At 47.2% G+C, this 24,517-nt stretch carries 12 protein-coding genes; 8 read left to right on the top strand and 4 right to left on the bottom strand.

Annotated features, from left to right (window positions below):
- The first annotated feature begins 221 nt into the window (after nucleotides 1-221).
- From ABZR88_RS13465 to ABZR88_RS13430, 8 genes are all read left to right on the top strand, one after another.
- On the top strand, nucleotides 222-3,644 hold the full coding sequence (locus ABZR88_RS13465) for a glycosyl hydrolase (RefSeq protein WP_107826836.1): 3,423 nt from the start codon (nucleotides 222-224) through the stop codon (nucleotides 3,642-3,644).
- 1 nt (nucleotide 3,645) lies between these two features.
- On the top strand, nucleotides 3,646-5,256 hold the full coding sequence (locus tag ABZR88_RS13460; protein WP_211309740.1) for a glycoside hydrolase 43 family protein: 1,611 nt from the start codon (nucleotides 3,646-3,648) through the stop codon (nucleotides 5,254-5,256).
- A 129-nt stretch (nucleotides 5,257-5,385) separates the two neighbouring features.
- Nucleotides 5,386-8,142 carry a hypothetical protein gene (locus tag ABZR88_RS13455; RefSeq protein WP_170113526.1) on the top strand — a complete coding sequence of 919 codons (2,757 nt, stop codon included), beginning with the start codon at nucleotides 5,386-5,388 and terminating at the stop codon, nucleotides 8,140-8,142.
- Between the two features lie 40 nt (nucleotides 8,143-8,182).
- Nucleotides 8,183-9,082 carry an AraC family transcriptional regulator gene (locus ABZR88_RS13450; protein ID WP_107826838.1) on the top strand — a complete coding sequence of 300 codons (900 nt, stop codon included), beginning with the start codon at nucleotides 8,183-8,185 and terminating at the stop codon, nucleotides 9,080-9,082.
- 162 nt (nucleotides 9,083-9,244) lie between these two features.
- On the top strand, nucleotides 9,245-11,041 hold the full coding sequence (locus ABZR88_RS13445) for an acyl-CoA dehydrogenase family protein (RefSeq protein WP_107826839.1): 1,797 nt from the start codon (nucleotides 9,245-9,247) through the stop codon (nucleotides 11,039-11,041).
- A gap of 79 nt (nucleotides 11,042-11,120) precedes the next feature.
- Nucleotides 11,121-13,502, top strand: a complete 2,382-nt coding sequence (locus ABZR88_RS13440) for a 3-hydroxyacyl-CoA dehydrogenase/enoyl-CoA hydratase family protein (RefSeq protein WP_107826840.1) — start codon at nucleotides 11,121-11,123, stop codon at nucleotides 13,500-13,502.
- A 25-nt stretch (nucleotides 13,503-13,527) separates the two neighbouring features.
- Nucleotides 13,528-14,703 carry an acetyl-CoA C-acyltransferase gene (locus ABZR88_RS13435; protein WP_107826841.1) on the top strand — a complete coding sequence of 392 codons (1,176 nt, stop codon included), beginning with the start codon at nucleotides 13,528-13,530 and terminating at the stop codon, nucleotides 14,701-14,703.
- 105 nt (nucleotides 14,704-14,808) lie between these two features.
- Entirely contained in the window at nucleotides 14,809-16,623 is a 1,815-nt protein-coding gene (locus ABZR88_RS13430; protein WP_107826842.1) for a long-chain fatty acid--CoA ligase, read from the top strand.
- A 114-nt stretch (nucleotides 16,624-16,737) separates the two neighbouring features.
- Here ABZR88_RS13430 and ABZR88_RS13425 read toward each other — a convergent pair whose 3' ends face one another.
- The 4 genes from ABZR88_RS13425 to ABZR88_RS13410 all read right to left on the bottom strand — a co-directional run bounded on the left by ABZR88_RS13425 (nucleotide 16,738) and on the right by ABZR88_RS13410 (nucleotide 24,506).
- The gene (locus tag ABZR88_RS13425) at nucleotides 16,738-17,805 is read right to left on the bottom strand and encodes a phosphatidylinositol-specific phospholipase C1-like protein (RefSeq protein WP_107826843.1); all 1,068 of its coding nucleotides are present in this window, start codon (nucleotides 17,803-17,805) and stop codon (nucleotides 16,738-16,740) included.
- Between the two features lie 133 nt (nucleotides 17,806-17,938).
- Nucleotides 17,939-19,531 (bottom strand): RagB/SusD family nutrient uptake outer membrane protein, encoded by a 1,593-nt coding sequence (locus ABZR88_RS13420; RefSeq protein ID WP_107826844.1) that lies wholly within the window; start codon nucleotides 19,529-19,531, stop codon nucleotides 17,939-17,941.
- 24 nt (nucleotides 19,532-19,555) lie between these two features.
- On the bottom strand, nucleotides 19,556-22,543 hold the full coding sequence (locus ABZR88_RS13415) for a TonB-dependent receptor (protein WP_107826845.1): 2,988 nt from the start codon (nucleotides 22,541-22,543) through the stop codon (nucleotides 19,556-19,558).
- Nucleotides 22,544-22,907: 364 nt separating this feature from the next.
- Nucleotides 22,908-24,506 (bottom strand): RagB/SusD family nutrient uptake outer membrane protein, encoded by a 1,599-nt coding sequence (locus ABZR88_RS13410; protein WP_107826846.1) that lies wholly within the window; start codon nucleotides 24,504-24,506, stop codon nucleotides 22,908-22,910.
- Between the last annotated feature and the right edge of the window lie 11 nt (nucleotides 24,507-24,517).

Raw genomic sequence — 24,517 nt, 5'->3', positions numbered from 1 at the left:
ATTTCGGCAGGGCTAAGCGCGTTAATAGCAAAAAGGGGAACAATCTTAACCGGTTGTCCCCCTTTTTTGTTGGGCTTTATTGATGATGTTTTGCTTGCGATATAGGTTGGCGTTGTAACAGGAGGGTTTTTAGCCCGATGGTTTGTAAAATGTTTGTGGTACACACTATGACGGCAGATTAATACCATGTATATTCATACTTCGGAACCAATAAAACCAACATGCTAAAGAAGCTTATCCTGGGCTATGCCCTGCTGTTATCGGCAGGCTGTATTTCTTTTGCCCAAGCACAATCGCCATTGAGCAGGGGCTCATTTTCAACGCCTCCAGATACCAATAAGATCAATGCCTGGTGGCATTGGATGAGCGGCTACATCACCAAAGACGGCATCACTAAAGATTTGGAGGCGATGAACGCCCAGGGGATCCATAGCGCAACTATCCTCAATATAGACCGTTTGAAAAATCTGGAGGGCAATCCTCAGGTTAAATTCGGCTCGCCAGAATGGTATGAGATGTTTCGTTTTGCCATTGCAGAAGCTAAACGTTTGGGCATGACCATCGGCACGTCAAACTGCGATGGCTGGAGCGAAAGTGGTGGCCCCTGGCTCAAGCCTGAGAACTCCATGAAACAGTACATCTGGCGCAAAACGTTTATTAATGGTGGCAGGCATGTTACTGTTAAGCTGAATGAGCCGGTTGGCTTACAAAACTTTTATAAGGATGACCGCATACTGGCCTACCAATCTGCAGGGGCAAATTCTTTTGACCTGGCCCATCCTTCAACCAAACTTAATGGCGTTGCTATTGGCGATACCGTGACAGACGGTAGCCCGGTAAGTGTAATGGAATGTAAACCAGGCACCATAATTGATCTGACTTTCGGCAAAGCTTTCACCGCAGAAAAGATAGAAATTGCCACTAACCGTATCAGAACCTCCGCCGCTAAAGATGTGGCACATTTTAACCTATTAGCCGGCAATAATGAGAACGACTTGCACCAAATTGCCGTTATAGATGTGCCTGTTAACAATGAAGTATTCTCGATATCGATTCCGCGCACTACGGCCGCCGTTTATAGATTGGAATTGCCTAAAGATAAACCTCAACCCAAAACAATAGAGATAGGCGATGTTGCCCTGCTGGGCAAGGATGAGGTAGGCGATTATCATCCCGCTATTGGTCATCTGCTCACAAAAACAGTAACCTCAGAGGGCCAGCGTTTGCAACAGTTTTATGAAGACGTGCCAGGGATGCCTAAAGCTGAACCGGTAGGCGATGTAATTGACGTTACCGACAAAGTGCAGAATGGGATTTTAAAATGGAAAGCCCCGGCTGGCAATTGGACAATCCTGCGCTTTGGCTTTACTACTACGGGGCGTACCAATCACCCGGCATCAAAAGAGGGGGAGGGTTTGGAGTGCGATAAAATGGATACCACGGCGCTCAACCTGCATTACCATAGTTTCCCCGAAAAACTGATTAAAGAAGCAGGCAGTGATGCCGGTAAAACCTTTGAATACTTCCTGGTTGATAGCTGGGAGTGCATGCTGCAAAACTGGACCGATAATTTTGAACACGAGTTTGAAAAACGCCGGGGCTACAGCATGATTCCATACCTGCCGGTGTTGTGTGGCGAGGTTGTAAAAGATGTTCCATCATCAGAAGCCTTCCTGCATGATTACCGCAGCACTATTGCAGATCTGATTGGCGAGTATTACTTTAAACACCTGGCCGATCTCTGCCACCGCAGCGGCATGAAGTTTTATGGCGAGGGCATCTACGGCGGCGTGATCTATCCACCGCTGGATATCCTGAAAGCCTACAAATATTTCGATGTGCCGATGACGGAGTTCTGGGCACGCTGGAACGCCGTTGATACCCCGTATGTATATGTGCCGTCTGGCGTCATGAATCATAACCTGGTTAGTCATGCGGCTTTCCTGTACCATAAACCGGTGCTTGGTGCCGAGTCTTACACCGGCTTAGCGCTGTATAGCGATTCGCCGTGGGATATTAAACTCTATGGCGATAATGTTTTTGCACAAGGGGTAAATCAGGTGTTCCTCCACAGCTATGTACATCAGCCCAATGAGCGCAAGCCAGGCTTAACCCTTGGCGTTTATGGCCTGACGTTTAACCGTCATAATACCTGGTGGCCATTTGCAGGCAGTTATTTTAAAGAACAAGCCCGCATGCAATATTTGCTGCAGCATAGCGATGCTACTCCGCAGGTGCTGATCTATCAGGGTGATGAAATGCCGTTTGATCAGTTCAGGCCAGCGAGTAATCTACTGTCAGAGGCCATTACTTATAACTATTGCAATTGGGATATCCTGCTTAACCATCTTTCCGTTAAAGATGGCAAGCTATGGCTGGATAACCAATCATCATTTGTTTTCCTGATTCTGCCTGATGAAAAATTAGATCTGCGGACGCTTGAAAGGATAGCTCAACTGGTAGAGCAAGGTGCTACTGTTTATGGACGGAAACCGCAAACCACCTTCACCCTTAAAGACAAGGCGGTTAACGATCAAAAGTTAACCACGCTAGCCGATAGTATTTTTGACAAAGACTATGGCAAAGGTCATTTTTATCCGCTTGATGCGCTTAAGAGCAGCGGTATTGTGCCAGACGTCCAATTAAAAGGCATCGGCCAAAACGGATTGCTTACGCTCCACAAACGGGCGGGTACAACAGAAATTTATGAGTTGACCAACACTGATAATTTCAAACCGGTCAGCTTTGAAGCCGGTTTTGTAGTTGGCGATAAAACGCCGTCCAGCTGGGATGCCGAGACCGGCGAGGTTACTAATCCCGGAATTTATACGCAACAAAGCGGTACCACATGGCTGCCGGTTACCTTGCGGCCAAAACAATCGCTGTTTTATGTGTTTGAAGCAGGGGCGGGAGACAAGGCGCATATTCAGACCATTCAAGATCAGGCAGGGCACACGTTGTTCCCGTCGGCAGATAATCAGGTGGTGCCGATGCCGTCGGCAAGCATCAATTCAGCCGGTCAGTTAACCATCAGCAATCCGAAAGGTGGTGTCTATCGCATGGTGACCAGCCAGGAAAAATCGATCGATATCAGTCTGAGAGCGGCCCAACGCATCAGCCTTGACACCGCTGCCGACATTAAGTTAGAGAGTGAACCTGATGTGAAAGTAACGGACATGAAACTTCACTCGTTTACCGATGCCACAGATGCGGCAATCAAGTATTATTCAGGCGTCGCCCGTTATACAATCGATGTTGATCTGCCTGAATCGTTTTTCGGGAATGGTAAGATCATTCAGTTGAAGATCCCGCGTTTCGGTGCGGCGGCAGGTATCACATGTAACGACAGATCTGTTGGTGATATCTGGGAACCCAATTTCCCGCTAAATATTACAGCACTGGTGCATCCCGGAAAAAATACACTGGTGATCAGGGCCGTGAATCCATGGAGAAACCGCATTATTGGCGATTTTGTCCAACCGCGAGGAGATAAAAACGTCTTTACCACCTCAACCTTACAGGCGGTGAATGATCCGGCCGCCATTCCAGTAATTGATAAAACATCCAAATTATTATCATCCGGCTTAAGTGCGCCCATTGAAATTATTAGCTTTGACCAGATAGACCTTACCAACAAGCTTTAAAATGACCGCCAAAAATCTACTGAAAGTAGTAACGCTAGTTACCACTGTTTTAATAAGCTTTTCATATACCTGTCGGGCCCAAGTGTGGATGCCCGATTTGGGCAACAGCACTTACAAAAATCCGGTGTTGTATGCAGATTATTCAGACCCTGATGTTATCCGTACCGGCGATGATTACTATCTGGTGGCATCGAGCTTTACCTGTCAGCCAGGTATCCCGGTACTGCATTCTAAAGATTTGGTAAACTGGACCATTATTAATTACGTGTATATCACCCTGCCCTTTGATCGCTATAAACAGGTGCAACATGGGCAGGGCAGTTGGGCGCCATCAATCCGCTACCATAACGGCAAGTATTACGTGTACGTATGCACGCCCGAAGAAGGCCTGCTGATGGCCGAAACCACAGATCCTGCAGGAAAATGGGAGATGCATGTAGTTAAAAATGTAAGAGGTTGGGAAGACCCTTGTCCGTTTTGGGATGAGGATGGGCAGGCTTATTTGTTACATGGCAAAAAAGGCGCTGGTCCGGCTATACTGCATAAAATGTCGGCAGACGGTCATGCGTTGCTAGATACCGGAGTGTTGATCTACCAGGACAGGCAAAAGCAGCCCGTGCTGGAAGGATTTAAGTTTATGGAGAAGCGCGATGGCTACTATTATTTTGCAGCTCCGGCCGGTGGTGTTTCTACCGGCTGGCAATCCATCTTCCGCTCAAAAAATATTTACGGGCCTTATGAAGATAAGATTGTGATGAACCAGGGTAAAACCCAAATCAACGGCCCGCACCAGGGCGGTTATGTAGAAACGCAAACCGGCGAGTGGTGGTTTATGCACTTCCAGGCCAAAGGCGCGTACGGGCGCATTGTACACTTACAGCCCGTTCACTGGGAGAACGGCTGGCCCGTTACCGGCCAGGATGATGACCACGACGGCACCGGCGAGCCCGTAATGACTTACCGCAAACCCAATGTTGGTAAAACCTACCCGGCCACAGCACCGCAAACTACAGATGAGTTTAATAGCAATCAATTAGGCTTGCAGTGGCAATGGCAGGCTGCACCCGATGATAAGTGGTACACATTGCTGCCCCAACAAGGGAAGATCAGACTAAATGCTACAAGTCGTCCCGTTGGTAATGGCAACCTGTTTTATGCCGGTAACCTCTTATTGCAAAAGCTAACGGCACCAGCGTTTACCGTAACCACGCAAATGCAGTTTAAACCTGAGCAAAATGGTGAGCGGGCCGGGCTGGTGATGATGGGCAGCTATTTTACTTGTTTATGCATCGAGAAACGTGATGACGGCCTTGTGCTGGTATTGTATGAAGGCAAGAAACAAGCAGGCACCCAACCGATGACGGAGCTAGCCAGTGAGCCAGTAAATACAGTACAAGTTTGGCTGCGCGGCATGATTGACGAAAATGCCACCTGCCAGTATGCGTATAGTACCAATGGTAAAGATTTCAAGACCATTGGCACGCGCTGCAAGTTAGAAAAAGGCGACTGGATTGGAGCTAAAACGGGCCTGTTTTGCATAGACCCTAATGCCACAGAGCAAAAAGAAGGATTTGCTGATTTTGATTATTTCAGGGTTGCTGCTAACAAATAAATTTTTCAGTAACTTTAATTAGGCAACTTTATTCACTGGATTATGTTTCGGCGTTTACAATATCGGGTTAACGTTCATTTCCAACCTATTTTTTTATTGCTGCTTATTTCTTTGCTGGTTATTGCAAGCATGACCCGGAAAGACCATTACCTGGTGGTTACCAAATACACGCCGTCAGGGGTTATTGACTGGGAGCTCAATATGAGCAACGCCCACCGCGATTCTATCTTAAAAGAATGGCATGCCGGGTTCAAAAAAACGCAAACCTATACCAGCAATGCTTATCAACCCCAAACCGTAACCGGTATTGAAGCCGTTATACTACATAATAGAGCAGATTACGGCTTTATTGTCAACTATACGCTGATCTTGCTGATCCTCATCATCAGGCTGGGCTGTCAGAAGGCGCACCCCCGAAAGTCTGTTATCTCGCAGCCCATCGTTTTGATATTAGGCTTTGTAACGATTCTTGCCGCGCTGATGGATGTTGTTGTAAACTTGGGCACCAGCCGGATGCTGCACCATTTCAGGCTTCACAAACCATTACCCGACGCCTGGACCATCGGCCTTTTTGCGTGGACAAAGTACGTTCTGCTGTTCATTATCGCAGTTAAGCTATTATATGAGTCGTTTAAACTGGGCAAACCCAGGCTTTGGCTGGAGTTTACTTCTGTATGGCTGGGTGGCCTGCGTTTTTATGCCTGGCGGTTCCGTATTGTATTAATGGTGCTGGTGGTGTTTTTAATGGGGATTTTTAGCAACCAGGTGCAGGATCTGTTTTTTTCCATCAATACATCCCGTGTGGCAAGTTTTTGCTTTTTGTTATCAACCACATTGTTGTCATTGTTGTGCTGGCATTTACCAAAGGCAATTGATAATGCCCGTAATACCAGCTACCGCAGGTTTTTCATGGGCCCGTTGGATTTTTCAAAAGTAAGGCCGACAGCCAGAAGACCATCTGAAAAGGTGAATACCGCGCGCCTGTTTGGTGCGGCCGGATTTCTGATCCCTGCCATTGGCATATTGCAAGCCATGACCACGTACCACATTGGCTATAAACTCAGTGGCATCCCGCCAATCATTATTTTGGTAGCTGTACTGGCTTTTTACACGGTTGTATTGCAGTACCGGTGGATTGACCGCATCTTTAAAAAAGACGGACAGGTAGTCAGGGCGCGTTACTGGTTTGCTATGGGGGTACTAACCTTACCTTTACTGATATGGGGTTGGGGTTATGACAGGCAGAACCACGAACCCTATTTTCTGGCCTATTTATCGCTCGATCTGGTTTTCCTGTCGATGATGTTTTTGATCACCGTTACCCTGCGCACCACCTCCAAGGCAATAGCAAAATGGCACGCGGCACCTATAATTGTTTTTAGTGGAGTTTTGGCCCTGCTCTTTTTCATCCTGTGTAACTCCCCATCTTTTCTGAATAACATTACCCGCAACAATCGCTTTTTTACTATGCCGGTGGTATTATGTGCTTTTGTTAGCTACCTGTTGCTGTTTTCATTTCTGCAGTTTATGGGTAAGAAGGTGGGGTTAAGCCTGATCACCTTTATGTTGGTATTTGCGGTATATCGCTCATCAAGTACCACCACGGTTTATCATGAGGCTTATATTCAGAAAGAAAAGAACTACCGTAAGTCGCTAGACTCATTAGATAGCTATACCGAACACTGGTTAAACAACCGTAAACAGGATATTAAAGATTTTACGGCCAGTCACCCGGGCAAGCCTTATCCGGTATTCTTTATCAATACTTACGGCGGTGGTTTGCGGTCTACCGTGTGGACTACCATGGTGATCAGTTCATTAGATAGTCTGTTAAGAGCCGGGGGACAGAAAGATTCTTCGCTGCGCGATTTTCAACATTATGTATTCTCCTATTCCGGATCGTCTGGTGGTACGGTTGGTTTAACGTTGCTTTGCAGCGCCCGGTATCAGCATGAGCAGCAGCCTAAAAATGATACGGCCTTTTATCCGTCAAACTCGCTTGCCATTTACCGGAACGACTATTTTACCGCCAGCATGGCTGCGTTGCTGGGGCGGGATATGCTGGCATCATCACTAGGCATAGCGCCCTGGCCAGACAGGGCCCGTTTAATGGAGATGGATTGGGAAAGGCATACCGCCGCCCACCATATAAATATGCGGCTTACCATAGGGCAGGTTTACCGTAATAAAACTTATGAAATACCGCTGCTGTTTGCCAATACCTTTGATGTAGACAGTGGTAAAAAAGGCATTATAGCGCCGGTATTAATGAATAAGCTGGATTTTCCGTCGACCATAATGTTGGAGCAGGAAATTAAAGATCCAGGCGATTTGCGCCTCAGTACGGCGGCGTTTCTGAGTGCCCGGTTCCCTTACATCAGCCCTTCTGCCAGACTGGACGGGCGGCACCATTTTATGGACGGCGGAACCTGGGATAATTCGGGCGCCGAAACGTCGCTCGAAGTACTGACGGTGTTTGAAAGAGTACGCAGTAAGCTGATGAAGGAAGACAGCATTTTTGGTCGCATACAACCCCAGTTCTTTTCGCTGCCTAACTCCATATTGGCCACAGAACCAATAGGTAAGCCGGGGAACTTAATTGAACTGCTGGTGCCGCCTAAGGGTTTGTTAGATAGCCGGATAGGTTATACCAAAAAGGCCGACGGATGGAACTACTCTTACGCGCAACTGAAACATTACGGCTTTTTCCAGTTCAGACCAACGGATGACAAGTTGTCTAGAAATACATTATCGCCGGTACTGCCGTTGGGGTGGCAAATGTCTGAGTATGCCATGACCAAGTTGCGGCTTAATGTATCCAGAGATAGTTCAACGATAGATCATGTGCTGGCTTGTTTTGGCATGACCAGGAAAAAGAAGAATTGAATAATTTTAATTAACCGGGCATAAATCGTAATACCAACCCATGAATAAAAAAATTGGACAGTTAAGTTTATCAAGATTTGCGGATCTGTACGCAGATAAGATGATTGGCCCCGAGTTTTTTATTACAGACGAGAAGCAGTTGTTGGAATTGAGCGAATATCCCTATCGGTCTGACGGGTATATTATCGGTATATGCACCAGGGGAAGCGCCAGCGTAGAGGTAAACCTGCAGGTTTACCAGGCCACACCCGGCGCCATGCTGCTGGCCACACCGTTCCATGTGCTGCGAATCTATAACAGCAGCGATGATTTTTTATGCCGGTTTATTGTTTTCTCAAAAGATTTCCTGGCGGGCAATAATGTCAATAGCCTTTTCCTTGAGCTGTTCAGTTATTTCAAAAGCACGTCGCACCCGGTCATCCATCCAGATCACCGGGACACCAATATCATCCTTGATGCCTGCCGGTTAATTCAGCAGAAACTGGAAATGGAAGAGCATCCCTATCGTCAGGAAATAACCCGTGCTGCTTTCATTATGCTGCTTTACGAGCTGGAGTTTATTTACGAGAAACAGCACGTAATCATAAAGTCTGGCCAGAACCGCAAGCAAGAGCTGAATCAGCTTTTTCAGAACCTGGTGTTCCGTTTTTACAAAGAGCACAGGAATGTGCAGTTTTATGCTGATGCGCTTTGCGTTTCGTCAAAGCATCTTACAGAAACCATAAAAGAAGTAACCGGAAGAACCTCGGGCGAATGGATTGAAGACGCCGTGATACTGGAGGCTAAAGTTTTATTAAGAGATCAGCAGATCAGCGTAGCTGAGGTGGCCGAGAATGTTAACTTCCCTGATCAATCTACCTTCGGTAAATATTTTAAGAAACACACCGGCTTATCACCCTCAGATTACCGAACGGCATCTACACGTCAAAGTCATAAGTGATGGGTCTCCCTTTCTACCCGTCTTTTTGACCAATAACTCCGCATTACAGCCCTTTTTTGCGAGTGGAAAAGCGATTAATTTTATTTAAAAGATAGCCAATTGGCGTTATCCAGGTCTTACAAAAGGCCTGCACTTGATCTACCGTATTTTAATTAGTTAACTATGGAAGGTACAGAAACAGTAAAAGCCATTAAAGGAGGGGAGTTTCTGATTAGAGAAACCCCGGCCGACAGTATTTTTATCCCCGAAGAATGGGACGAAGAACAGCAGATGATTGCTCAAACCTGCACTGATTTTCTTGCCCAGAACGTTATCCCCAACCTGAAACGGATTGATGAGCAGGAGGAAGGTTTAATGCCACACTTGGTAGAAGAGGCCGGCGCGTTGGGGCTATTAGGCATTTCTGTACCGGAGGCCTACGGCGGCTTTGGTAAGGATTTTAAAACATCCATGCTGGTGACTGAAAAGCTGGGGGCCGGTAATTCGTTTTCGGTGGCTTTTTCGGCTCATGCAGGTATTGGCACTTTGCCCATCTTATACTATGGCACCGAGGAGCAAAAACAAAAATATATCCCCAAACTGGCTACTGGTGAATGGAAGGGCGCTTATTGCCTCACTGAACCGGGGGCGGGTTCTGATGCCAACTCCGGGAAATCGCGGGCGAGGCTTTCTGATGATGGTAAATATTACCTCATCACCGGTCAGAAAATGTGGATCACCAACGCAGGTTTTGCCGATGTGTTTACCGTGTTTGCCAAAATTGATGACGACGAAAACTTGAGCGCCTTTATTGTGGAACGCAGTTTTGAAGGCATCTCGTTCAATCCCGAAGAACACAAAATGGGCATTAAGGGCAGTTCAACCCGTCAGGTGTTTTTTAATGATTGCAAGGTGCCGGTAGAAAACCTGCTGTCTGAACGGCAGAACGGCTTTAAAATAGCGGTAAACATTCTGAATATAGGTCGTATAAAATTGGGAGGTGCAACAGTCGGCGCAGCCAAACAAATCATTACCACCGCGCTCAACTATGCCAACGAGCGGGAACAATTTGGCCGGGCCATTTCAAAGTACGGGGCCATTCGTTATAAACTGGCGCAACAGGCCATTCTTACTTATGCAGCAGAGACCGCGGTATATCGCGTTAGCCAAAACATAGAAGAAGCCACCCATGCGTACATCGCCTCGGGCGTCGATGAAGCGAAGGCCAAGTTGAAAGGTACAGAACAGTTTGCCATTGAGGCGGCTATTATCAAGGTGCATGCCTCTGAAATGCTGAATTATGTGGCCGATGAAGGCGTACAAATCTATGGCGGCATGGGCTATAGCGCCGAGGCCCCGATGGAACGCTCATATCGCGATTCAAGGATCAACCGGATTTTTGAGGGTACCAATGAAATTAACCGCCTGCTAACGGTGGACATGATGCTGAAACGTGCGATGAAAGGTGAGTTGGACTTAATGAGCGCTGCGCAGAAGGTAGTCGGCGAACTGACTAGTATTCCTGATTTTGGCAGTGGCGATGACGAGACTTTATTTTCTAAAGAGAAAAAATACATCGCCAATTTTAAAAAGGCCGTGTTGCTGGTGGCTGGTGCCGCTGTGCAAAAACTGATGACACAACTGGCTAAAGAGCAGGAAGTACTGATGTGCCTGGCCGATATGTTGATCCAGCTTTATGTAAGCGAATCATTGCAGTTGCGGGTAGAGAAGTGCGTCGCTTTAAAAGGAGAGGAGAACTGCAAGCTACAGTTGGACATGATGCGGGTGTATCTGTATGACGCTGCCGAACAAATTGCCAGCTCGGGCCGGGAAGCCATCAACTCATTTGCCGAGGGCGACGAAAGGAAAATGATGATGATGGGGTTAAAACGTTTCACAAAAACAGACGATATCAACACCACCCAGGCCCGCAGAAACATTGCCGAAAAAATGATTGCCGAAAATAAATATTGCTTTTAAAGCCGATGCTTAATGTTTAAATTACTTCATAATTGGTGCTGCCCAATTTCTATAAACCTTCTATAAAAGTTTGTACCGTATGGATGCTAAACGAATAATAAGGAAAGTGGCCGTATTAGGTTCTGGTGTGATGGGGAGCCGCATTGCCTGCCACTTCGCTAATATTGGTCTGCAGGTGTTGTTATTAGATATTGTGCCCGAGGGCGCAGCCGCCGGCGATAAAAAAGCCAGGAACAAAATAGTAGATGATGCGCTGGCCTTTGCCTTAAAATCCAATCCTTCGCCTATCTATCTTAAATCTTTCGCCAGCCGGATCACCACAGGTAATTTTGACGATGATATGCCCAAAATTGCCGAATGCGATTGGGTGATTGAAGTGGTGGTGGAACGTTTAGACATCAAACAAAAGGTATTTGAAAAGGTAGATAAATACCGTAAAGCCGGTACGCTGGTTACCTCCAATACCTCCGGTATCCCCATCCACTTAATGGCCCAGGGGCGCAGCGATGATTTCAAACAACATTTCTGCGGAACGCACTTTTTTAATCCGCCACGATACCTGCGCTTGTTGGAGATCATTCCAACTGCAGACACATCGAAAGAAGTGGCAGGCTTTTTAACAGAATATGGCGAGAAATACCTGGGCAAAACCACGGTGCTGGCTAAAGATACCCCGGCCTTTATAGGCAACCGTATCGGCATTTTCAGCATCATGACGGTGCTGCATTATGTAGATAAAACAGGCATGACGGTAGAGGAGGTGGACAAGCTGACCGGCCCTGCTATCGGTCGCCCAAAATCAGCAACGTTTCGTACCAATGATGTGGTGGGGCTGGATACCCTGGTGCACGTAGCCAACATGCTGAGCCAAAACGCACCGGATGCCGAGCTGGGCGAACTGTGCAAGATGCCCGACTTTATCAATACCATGATGGTCAACAAATGGCTGGGCAGCAAAACCGGTCAGGGCTTTTATAAAAAAGAGAAAACAGCTACAGGTAGTGAGATCTATGCACTCGATCTGAAAACGCTGGAGTACAAACCATCGCAAAAGGTAAAGTTTGCATCGGTAGAAACGGCAAAGACCGTTGATAGCTTAAAAGATCGGCTTAAAATTCTAGTCGGTGCTAAAGACAAGGCTGGCGATTTTTATCGGGCTACCTTCTTCGCGCTTTTTGCTTACTCAAGCAACCGCATCCCCGAAATAGCCGACGAACTCTACAAAATAGATGCCGCCATGAACGCAGGCTTCGGCTGGGAAATGGGCCCGTTTGAAACCTGGGACGCGCTGGGCGTAGCTGGTACTATAAAAGAAATGGAAGCTGCCGGCAGTATCCCCGCGCAATGGGTTTACGATATGCTGGCATCCGGTGCAGAAAGTTTTTATAAAACGGAAGACGGCATGCGGCTGTATTACGATATCCAGTCCAAAAGCTATAAAGCCATACCTGGGACTGAAAACTATATTCTGCTGGATAACATCCGCCCAACCAAAACCATCTGGAAAAACAGCGGCACCACTGTTACCGATATTGGCGATGGCATCCTCAACCTGGAGTTTCATACCAAAATGAATACCATTGGCAGCGAGGTGATAGAAGGCATTAACAAAGCCATCACCCTTGCCGAGGAAAGTTACCGGGGGCTGGTAGTATCTAACGAGGGTGCCAACTTTAGTGCCGGTGCCAACGTGGGACTGATCCTGATGCTGGCCGTTGAGCAGGAGTTTGACGAGTTAAATATGGTGGTAAAAGCTTTTCAGGATACCATGATGCGGGTGCGTTATTCTTCCATCCCGGTGGTGGTGGCACCGCATCAAATGACCCTGGGTGGTGGCTGTGAGATCTGTTTACATGCGGATAAGGTGGTTGCGCACGCAGAGTTATACATGGGTTTGGTAGAGTTTGGCGTAGGCCTCATTCCCGCAGGGGGAGGTAGCAAAGAGTTTGCGCTCCGGCTGTCGGATGAGTTACAGGAGGGTGATATCGAACTCAATAATTTTAAGGAGCGATTTCTGACCATTGGGCAGGCAAAGGTTTCCACATCAGCCTATGAGGCTTTTGATTTGGGCTATTTGAAGAAAGGAAGAGACGTGGTGGTGATGTCGCGCAACCGGTTACTGGCAGAAGCCAAGCGGCAATGCCTGGTACTGGCAGATGAAGGCTATGTGCAGCCGGCCCCACGCAAAGATATCAGGGTGCTGGGTAAACAGTCGTTGGGTTTGGCTTATGTTGGCGCTAACAGCATGTTCTCGGGTAATTATATCAGCGAACACGATGTGAAGATCTCGCAAAAATTGGCCTATGTGCTTTCAGGCGGCGACTTGTCGCAGCCATCGCCGGTCAGCGAGCAATACCTGTTAAATCTGGAGCGCGAGGCCTTTGTATCGCTTTGCGCAGAAAGAAAAACCCTGGAGCGGATACAATCCATTTTAACAGGTGGTAAAATATTGAGAAACTGATTTTTATATAGTAAATTCAGATATCATGAATGCGTATATAGTAGCGGCCCGCCGCAGCGCTGTTGGCAAAGCCACCCGTGGAGGCTTCAGGTTTACACGACCGGATGAGCTTGCTGTGGACGTGATCAAGCAACTGTTGGCCGATGTACCCAACGTTGACAAGGAACAGGTTGACGACGTTATTGTAGGCAACGCCACCCCGGAAGCAGAACAAGGCTTAAACGTGGGCCGCCTGATCTCGCTCATTGCGATGGATACCGACAAAGTGCCTGGCATGACCGTGAACCGCTACTGCTCATCGGGTTTGGAGACAATTGCCATTGCGTCTGCCAAGATCCATAGCGGATTGGCTGATTGTATCATTGCGGGCGGGGTAGAGAGCATGAGTTTGGTGCCCATGGGCGGCTGGCGTATTATGCCGAATGCAGATGTGGCCATAGCCCATCCTGATTATTACTGGGGTATGGGTTTAACGGCAGAGGCCGTGGCGAAAGAGTATCAGATTAGTAGAGACGAGCAGGATGAGTTTGCTTTGCATTCGCATCAAAAGGCCGTCAGCGCCATACAGGAAGGGAAATTTAAACAAGAGATTGTACCGATAACCGTTGCCGAAACCTACGTGGATGAGCAGGGGAAAAAGAAACAAAGAGAATTTATTGTAGATACCGATGAAGGGCCACGCGCCGATACATCATTAGATGCGCTGTCAAAACTGAAACCTGTATTTGATGCCAGGGGGGGAGTAACGGCAGGCAATTCTTCGCAAACCAGCGATGGTGCCGCTTTTGTGATGGTGGTGAGCGAGCGTTTTTTGAAAGCACATAACCTAACGCCAATTGCCCGTTTTGTAAACTATGCGGTGGTAGGCGTTCCGCCGCGCATTATGGGGATCGGACCGTTGTTTGCTATACCTAAAGTGCTGAAGATGGCGGGGATGACCCAGCAGGATCTGGATTTGATAGAGCTTAATGAGGCTTTTGCATCGCAATCTGTAGCAGTAATTAAAGGTTTGGGGCTTGATCCTGATGTGGTTAACGTAAATGGCGGAGCCATTGCGCTGGGCCATCCGCTGGGTTGCACGGGGACGAAGCTTTCGGTACAGCTTTTTAATGAGCTGAGAAGACGGAATAAGAAATATGGCATGGTAACCATGTGTGTGGGGGCCGGCCAGGGTGCAGCAGGCATATTTGAACTTTTATGATGATATAGATATAAACCATAAGGGGCGATACAGGTAACCAATAAAAAGGCGGGCATTCAGGCTCTCGTGGTTTTGTGACTTTTTACCTTATTAACTATTGTACACATGGAAAAGGCAACAAGGTTGTTCGATTGCATGGCAACGCAGGCAGAAAACCCGCTGTCCGGCTTGCTCAATGCCAAAGTTAACGGAACATGGAAGGCATATAGCACACGGGAGGTGCATGGTATGGTCAACCAGTTGTCGGCCGCTCTTTTAAATATGGGCATTTCCAGTGGCGATGGTACAACCGAGGGGCGGGATAAAATAGCCTTGATTAGCGCCGGTCGGCCCGAGTGGCTGATTATTGATCTGGCCGTGCAGCAGATTGGCGCCGTGCTGGTGCCGCTATATCCCAACAGCAGTGCTCATGAGTTGGAAGAGATCTTGAATCAGGCCGAAGTAAAATATGTGTTTGTAAGTAACCAGGAGATTTATGATAAGGTAAACGAGATCCAAGGCCACGTGCCATCGCTCAAAACTATATTTACGCTTGATGCGATAGTAGGCGCCTCGCACTGGACCGAATTGCTAAAACCACTGCAGGAGCAAGACCTTCATAACATCAAAGCCGCCAGCGATGCGGTAACTGAAAATGATGTAACCACCATCATTTATACATCGGGCACCACCGGTCACCCCAAAGGTGTAATGCTTACCCACAAGAACATACTAAGCAATGTAGAAGCTTCAAGCGCGGTACTGAACGAAATACCTGTTACCGAAAAACGGGTGCTGAGCTTTTTGCCTTTAAATCACATCTTTGAAAAGGTAGTCACCTACATTTATTTGTTCTCAGGATTTTCTGTTTTTTATGCCGAAAGTATGGAGACTATCGGGCCTAATTTAAGGGAGGTGAAACCATCTGTATTCAGTGCCGTACCCCGGGTGTTAGAAAAAGTGTTTGAGAGAATTATGACGGAGGGCAGAAAGCTAACTGGTATCAAACATAAGATCTTCTTCTGGGCCATCAGCGTAGCCGATCAGTTTGAACTTGGCGACAGAAGCCTGTGGTACAATATTAAACTGACCATTGCCAACAAGTTGGTCTTTAGTAAGTGGCGGGCCGCGATAGGGGGTAATGTGAAGGCGATAGTGGTAGGAAGTTCGGCCTGTTCGGTTAGGTTGGAAAAGATTTTTACGGCTGCAGGCATTGTTATTTTAGAGGGATACGGGCTTACCGAAACCTCGCCGGTTATCTCTGTTAATCACTATACCGAAAGCAAGCGAAAGTTTGGAACCGTAGGCCCGTTGATCAACGATGTGCAGGTAATGATAGCCGAAGACGGCGAAATACTATGCAAAGGGCCCAACATTATGGCCGGCTATTATAAAAATCCGGAGCTAACGGCCGAAGTGATGCAGGATGGCTGGTTTCATACCGGTGACGTAGGTATGCTGGACGAAGACGGTTTCTTAAAGATTACCGACCGGAAGAAAGAGATTTTTAAAACATCAGGCGGCAAATATGTGGCCCCAACCCCGATTGAAAACCGGATGAAAGAAAACTATTTCATTGAGCAAATGATGGTTGTGGGCGATGGAAAGAAATTTGCCAGCGCGCTTATCGTGCCTTCTTACACCCATTTAATGCCCTGGTGCCAGAAAAACGAGATTGCGTGCGGCTCTCACGATGAGATGATTCACGATAAAAGGGTGATTGCCATGTATCAGTCTATTATTGATGAATACAACCCCGAGTTTAACCATGTTGAGCAAGTGAAGAAGATCAAGTTGCTCCCCAACGAGTGGTCGTTAAACAGCGGCGAACTTACGCCGACCGGAAAGATGAAACGTAAGGTGATTACAGAAAAATACAACGCCCAGATTGAAAGTATGTATACTGATGAGGTGAACGAAAGCTCAAACCTGGTTAGTTAAAATTCAGGATAAAGCCTGATGCACAGTACTATTTGAATGCAAAAGCCAGCATCTAAACAGATGCTGGCTTTTTGCGTAATGAGGGCTGGGGCTGCCTCAAACTCTTTCTATTACTTACTTATCTGTAAACAACGGATTCGGACGGAAATACTTGTCGCCGGTTTCAAAAAACACCACGTAGTCTGATTTGAAGTGCGTGCTTTTCAAATAATAGTCCGTAGTGATGATCTGTGCGCCTGAGTTACAGGCCGCCACAAAGCCAGAGCGATCATTAACACGGGCTTCTTTGGTATCGGCATCGGCACGGGTGCGGATGATATAGCCTTTTTTCACCAGTTCAGGAATACTCGGATCTTTAGGATTATTACGGATCGTCATCCCGGCTTCCGGCGTGCCTGGATCAGCACAGGCAAACATTACGCGGCCTTTTAATGACGGGTGACCGGCGATGTATAGATCGCGTTTGCGGGCATGGTCATCCAGCAGGAAAAGGAACTTGCCGCGGGCTTGTTTCAGCGTTGGCCAGTTGCTGTGTGTTACGGCGCTTTCCAGTGTTTGGTATTTGCCACGCACGTCGTCAGGGGTAATAATGTGCTGTTTGCCCAGGTAAGTTAGCAGGTCATGATCGAGATCAGCAAATAATTTATCGGTCATCATTTCTGGTGCAATATCTTCTTTAGAGCGGGCCTCACCATCTTTAGCTTCAAGAGTGATGAAGATAGGGTTATGGCCGGGATGCGCTTCAGACCATGCTTTCAGTTGTTTAAGCGCACTTTTTAAAGTAAGTGCATTGCTGCGGTAATCATAACCAACCACGTGGAAAATCTTAAAGCCCGGCTCTTTCATTTCACCGTTAGGATCATAAGGTGCCTGGTTTGGAACCATATCCAGGCCTTTCGGGTGGGCATATTTGCCGCCTTTAGAATCGGCATAAACATCTATTTCCAGGTTACGCAAACCCATATCCAGCTGATCGGCAAAGGGGATGTGCTCGTAATCCAGCGCGCTAACTCTTGGGTTATTAGCCAGCATCATTTTAAACAGCGCCGGGTCAATAGCCCGTTTGTAGCTGTTGTGCGAGCCAATAACCTGTATCTGGTTAATGGGCGTATTGTCTTTACCCAAATCGGCATGCAGCATTGGCATGGCAGCTAGCAGTAAGGCACTTAAAAGTAGTTTCATCGTTTTTTGAAGTTTAAATAAACAGCCGGAGCCACAAATCAAAAAGGCCCCGGACTGTTTGCTAATTAAAACACAAGAAAGTTGATATCAAATTTACGCTCTGCAAAATATTGTTTGTACAGAGATTATTGAATTAATAACCAGGGTTTTGAACCAGTTTGGGGTTCAGCAACAACTCGTTTGATGGTACCGGGAACAAGCGTCTTGTTGGGTCGGTATTCATTTTCAGGTTGTCATTTGGCAGCGGGTACTCCTTCTCAAACTGTCCGAAACGGATCAGGTCATTACGGCGCCAGCCTTCCCATGATAACTCACGACCGCGTTCATCCAGCATTTGGTCTAGTGTAAAGCCGCTAACGGTTGGTGCATTTGCACGTTTACGAATCAGGTTAACCAAATAATCTGGTGTTTGTAGTACGCCGTTTACGGTTGTTGCATTTGCGCCGCGTAAAATGGCTTCGGCTTTCATCAGCAGCACGTCGGCCAGGCGGAACATCGGCATGTCATTACCATTTAAACGGGCAGTTTGGGTATAAGTAGGGTCTGGATAGTACTTGATTGAGCGTACGCCTTCAGCCTGGGCAGCAGCTGTGTTACCCACGTCAAACGGTTTGCCCGGTACCAGGATGATAGGAGCGGTAATTACAATTTGCGAACCATTATACATGGCAGGCTGGTTTGTCCACCCACCGTTACCGTCAGGAATATACTGCGGACCGTTCAGCCAGGTATTGTTGCGCACATCGCCCTGCAGGTTAAAGCGTGCATAAAACTCTGGTGTGGTGCTCATGGCAATACTGCCTGATACAAAGTTTAACCCGGTGTAATAAGGTAGCAGGGCAGGGAAGAAGCCAAAGCGGGTAAACTGGTTGCCCGGGATCTGCTGGTCATACGGCACAGCAAAAATAGTTTCGCTAATCTGCGGACCGTTGTTTGGCAAAAAGATACTGCGGTAGCTGGCGTCAAGTGTGTAGTTAGGGTTTTTCTGGATGCTATCGGCCATAGCCACCGCGTCGTTCAAACGGTTGGTATTGTTGTAAACCTGAGCATTCAGATACATTTTTTGCAGAATGGCAAAAGCCATCTCTTTGTTAGCACGGCCATATTGCAGGGTATTAGTAGCTGAGCTATTGCTTTTTGCCGGTAAAAGCGGAATAACGGCTTTTAACTCGCTTTCAATAAAATCAAACACCTTGGCTCTTGGCTGTGTAGCCGGCGGACTGGCAACCGGAAAATCGGTATAGATTGGCACGTTGCCATAAGAGTCCATCATAAAGAAATAGTACAGCGCACGCATAGCCCTGGTTTCGGCCACGCTAGCAGCTTTGCTTGATGCTGATGCAGGCGATTGGCCAATAAGGTTAATGATACGGTTACAGTTGGTAATGCCGGTACCAAAACCCCAGGCCCAGGTGGTCATCAGGTAAGAGTGGTCAAACGTCCAGCTGTGGTAGTGCATCTGGCGGTACACGCCACCGTCGTCAAAGTTGCCGTCTCGGGCGGGTAAAATGGCTTCGTCTGTAGATAGTTCCTGTGTGCGCCAGTAGGTAATACCCCAGGTTGATGACAGGTTAGAGTACATGGTACCCAGCAGTGCATTAAAATCTGCCTGGGTTACCGGAAAGTTTGACGTGGTGTATTGCGACTGTACCGGCACGTCCAGTTTTCTGCAAGAGCTAACCGCAATAAACAGCACAGCAGCAATGATATAACTTAGTTTTTTCATGTCTGTATTTTTTATGCTTTCTGATTAAAAAGTAGCCGACACACCACAAAGGAATGTGCGGGTTTTAGGATAAAAGTTGTTGCTGTCAATACCCGGGGTTTGGCCACCGATGTTAATCTCAGGGTCGATACCGCGGTAGCTGGTAATCAGGAACAGGTTGTTGCCTGAAAGGTAGAAGCGGATGGCTTTGATAGACAGGTCATGCGGTTTGATGGTGTAACCCAGGGTAGCGTTATCCAAACGCAGGTATGAGCCATTTTCCAGGAAACGGTCTGAAGGCAGGTAAGCGTTAACGTCGTTGTATGACTCGCCCAGCGTAAAGGTTGGGATATTCTGCACTTTAGCGTCCTGAGGGTCATTCAATGCGGCCAGTGTGTTATTAAAGATTTTGTTACCCAGTGTACCGCGAATCACAAAGTTCAGATCGAAGTTTTTGTAAGTGAAACTGTTGGTCCAGCCGTAAATCAGGCTTGGTTGTGCGTTGCCGCTCAGCATGGCATCGGTAGTTAATGGCTGTTGTGCAATAACCGAACCATCAGGTTTTTGATAAGTGCTTACGCCGGCAGCATTTTTGCCCGCATAGTGCCACAGGAAGAACTGGCCCAGTGGATAGCCCGGTAAAATACGCTGTGCTTTTAAACCAGAGGTACCTTTGCCACCAATATCAGCAGTGTTGATATAAGGCGTTTGGAAAATATCGTTTGATAATGAAACTACCTCGTTGTGGTTGTGCGCAAAGTTCATGGAGGTTTTCCAGTTGAAAGCGCTGGTTTTTACAGGCGTAAAGTTTAAGGTTAACTCTACACCTTTGTTGTTCACTTTACCTACGTTAGCAGCAATTGTAGGTACAAAGTATTGAGTGGTTGACACCGAGTAACCGCCAAATAATAAGTCGGAAGTGTTTTTATTGTAATACTCAATGGTACCGCTGATACGATCTTTCAAGATGCCAAAGTCCAACCCGATGTTTAATGTACCGGTTGATTCCCATTTAAGGTTAGGGTTGTCGTTCTGAGTAGGGCTTACCGTGTTAGTGATGTTACCGTTGTATAAAAACTTACCAGCCGGACCGTAGATCACAATAGCAGAGAAAGCATTGATACCGGCACTGTTACCGGTTACACCGTAACCCGCTCTCAGTTTCAGGTAGTTGATAACCGGGATCTTCTTCATGAAATCCTCGTCGCTGATGTTCCAGCCTGCAGATACCGATGGGAAGTAACCCCATTTGTGGTTGGTACCGAATACCGACGAACCATCATTACGTAACGAAGCCTGGAACAGGTATTTGCTGTCGTAATTGTATTGCGCACGACCGTAAAATGAGATCAGCTTGGTGGCAGAAACATTCTGAGTTTGCAGTTGGATCTGAGATAACGAAGCCGGGTTTGATAACGAGATATTGTTGTAAGTCAGTGCGTCATCAATAAAGTTTTGCGTTTTTACGCCAAAGCCGTCATTCAGTTTATCGTACTGGTAAGAATAACCACCTACCAGTTTTAAAGAGTGCTTACCAAAATCACGATCATAGTTAAAGAATGATTCAACAATGGTGTTGGTATTCAGGTAAGAGGTTTTCTGAGCCTGACCGTTCAAGCCTATGGCAAGGCCCGATTGACTGTTGTAATAGGTAGAACCATCGGTCTGATCTTCTTGTACCGAAGCGCTGATGGTATATTTCAAACCTTTCAAAATGTCTATAGAGGCAATACCGTTGTAAAGCGTTTTTCTGTCGTCGGTTTTAAGAATGTTGTTGTAAATTAACGATAACGGGTTACGGTTGCCGCTACCGGTACGGTCATAATACTCTTTGTAGCTGCCGTCTGCATTGTATGGGCTTACGGTTGGTAAATAAAATACCGACTCAGATATTACCGAAGATACAGGTACGTTGTTGTTAACGGTGTGGCTGTTGGTAACCGTTAAACCTAATTTTAAACGGTTATTAAAGAAACGCTGATTTACATAGCCTTTCAAAATAACGCGGCTCATGGAGGTGGTTTTGATGATGCCGTTGTTGGTCATGTAGTTGGCGGTAACACCATAATCAGCAGTTGGAGATGCGCCACTGAACGAAAGATTTTGGTTTTGCGAGTAGCTTCTGCGCTCAACCAGGTTTTGCCAGTTGGTGTCAGAACCATCATCATTCAAAGTTGGCACAAGTGGGGTTTGTTTGTTATCGGCCAGGTATTGACGCAGTTGCGGACCGGTTAAAACATGGATCTGGTTTGACGCCGCTTCGGTAGATGCGTAAGCATTATAGTTTAAACGGGTTTGGCCTGGTTTAGCCTTGCGGGTGGTTACCATAATTACGCCGTTTGATGCCCTGTTACCATAGATGGCTGATGCAGAGGCATCTTTCAATACGTCGATGCTTTCTATATCGGCAGGTGCCAGCAGGTCAATAGAAGCGCCGGGTACACCGTCAATCACATAAAATGGTTCGGTTGAGCCGGTTATGGTAGATGGGCCACGCAATACGGTTGACGGGGTTGAGTTAGGGTCGCCGCTTTTTGAGATGTTTAAGCCGGCAACTTTGCCCTGCAATAACTCAGCCGGAGTTGATAACACGCCGGTATTAAAGTCATCAGCCTTAACGGTGGTGATAGAGCTGGTTACCTCTTTTTTGCTTGAGGTACCGTAACCAATAACCACCACATCTTTCAACGCTTTGGCGTCAGACCGTAAGGTTATGTTGATGATTTTGCGATTACCAACGTTTTCTTCTTTTGGGGTAGAACCAACAAAGGTAAAGCGCAGTACGTCATTGGCATCGGCGTTAATAACATATTGTCCGTTGATATTTGAGGTGGTAGCTTTTTGTGTGCCCTTAATGGCTACCGTTACACCAGGTAGCGGGTTGTTGTTTTCGTCTACCACGTTACCTTTTACGGTTTGAGGGCCCTGGGCAAATGCTGTTGCACAGAATTGAATTGACAGCAGGAGCATACAAAGCGCTCGTACCGCAATAAAATACCATGGCCTTTTATTCAAGGCGTATAATTTTTTCATGGAGGTTAATTGTTAATTGTTGCGATGTTTAATAGACCTTTTTAACGTGTTACTTTTTAGTGCTCAGATCAGTGTTTACCGGTATCGATCTATCACTAATACGGTGGTCAAAAAAACATCCCCCAGTTGTTAACAATTATTTAATAGAGGAGCAGAAATGTTGCGAAGATGGAAATTGGATAACGTTGCGCTCGTTTGTCATTCCGAACGAACAGAAGCGGGGAATGTGAGATTGGGTGAGGAGGAATCTTATACGGATGATCGACCGCTGGACTAAGCCGCTCACCATGCAAGCTGCCACATTGCAATCGTATAAGATTTCTCCCGTTGGTCGAAATGACAAGTTGAAAGGCCGTCAAGTGTTTTAATACCCCGGATTCTGCCTCAAGCCCGGATTTAGCTGAATCTGCGTAGCCGGTATAGGATAAATACGATGCCGGGGATCAGCATCGGTTTTATAGCCCCATTTATCTTCAAACTTGCCAAAGCGGATCAAATCATTACGGCGCCAGCCCTCGAAGGCCAGTTCGCGACCGCGTTCGTCTAAAATAGTTTGCAGGTTTACGGCTGCCAGCGGTTGGGCCTGCGCACGGGCCCGCACGCGGTTTACCAGGCCAAGGGCATCATCGCCTAAAGTTGGTGTGCCACCGCGCAGAATGGCCTCGGCTTTGGTAAGTAAAATATCGGCATAACGGAAGACGGGGACATCGTTACTCTGGTTCCTGTCCAGCGAGGTTTTATCAGGGAAAAATTTGTTGTTGCGATAGCCTTTGGCCTTGCCCAGTTCGTCGTTACCCACGTCCAGTTTTAACGGGTCGATGGTGGGGTCGAGCGTCAGGTCAGGGGTGAACGTTAGCTGGTAATCCACTAAAGCATCAGCGTCTGCTCCTTTATAAGTTTGATCGAGCCCCGCTTTGGTGGTATGGATAATGATAGGATTGCCCTGGTTATCATATTGTTTACCTACCAGCCATTGTCCGTTCCGGATATCATTCGGATCATTGTATAAACTATAAAAGGCAGGCAACGTTGCCATCGGGTCGCTGGGGATGAAAGGGATGCCGTATTTGTCTTTCAGCGCGGTGTGCAGGCTGTAGCGGGCGAAGTATTGGTTTTTTGCCTGGATGTTATCATACGGAATGGCAAAGATAAAATCACGGATCTGCGGACCGTTATCAATATCAAACATGCGCAGATAATCTGCATCAAGCGCAAACTGATGACTTTGGATTATGCTATCGCACATGGCAATAGCATCGTTATAACGGGGCGTTCCGGTATAATATTCGGCATTGATATACATTTTGGCCAGCAGCGCGAAGGCTGTCCAACGGGTAGGGCGGCCATAGGTGGCAGCCCCCGTAGTCTGACTCAGATCGGGCAACACGGCCTTTAGTTCGCCCTCAATATAGTTGAAAACCTGCGTGCGCTGTGATGTGGCCAGGGCAACCGTATCGCCAAAATTTTTAATGAGCGGGATGTTGCCGAACAGATCCATCATCAAAAAGTTAGCAAGGGCGCGCGTGGCACGTACCTCAGCTAATGTGGTTTTTTTTGGCGCACTTGCCGGGGCCGCGTCTAGTAGTTGGATTACGCGGTTGCACGCGCTCACCTCACTAAACCCCCATTGCCAGGTACCATCAACATGTATGTGGTCAATGGTCCAGCTGTGGTAGTGCAGGTCGCGCCATTTGCCGCCATCGTACCAGTTACCGGCGCGGGCTACAATAATGGCTTCGTCAGTACAAAGCTCCTGCATAAACCAGTACGATTGGGCATACTGATCACGCAGTTGCGTATAAACCGGGCCCGAAGCCTCAATATATTCTTGCGGAGTGCGGGGGAAGTTATTGTCTGCCAGCTGAGATTTTACATCAACATCCAGCTTGGTGCAGGCAGTAAGTCCCAGCAACAGGGCAAGCGCCGGTATGATCAGTCTGAGAAATCTTTTTATGGAGTGCATGGTTAATCTAT

It is taken from the genome of Mucilaginibacter yixingensis, assembly GCF_041080815.1.
GTDB lineage: Bacteria > Bacteroidota > Bacteroidia > Sphingobacteriales > Sphingobacteriaceae > Mucilaginibacter > Mucilaginibacter yixingensis.
Note: the sequence above shows the minus strand (reverse complement) of the source record. Positions and strands in the feature narration are given on the sequence as shown.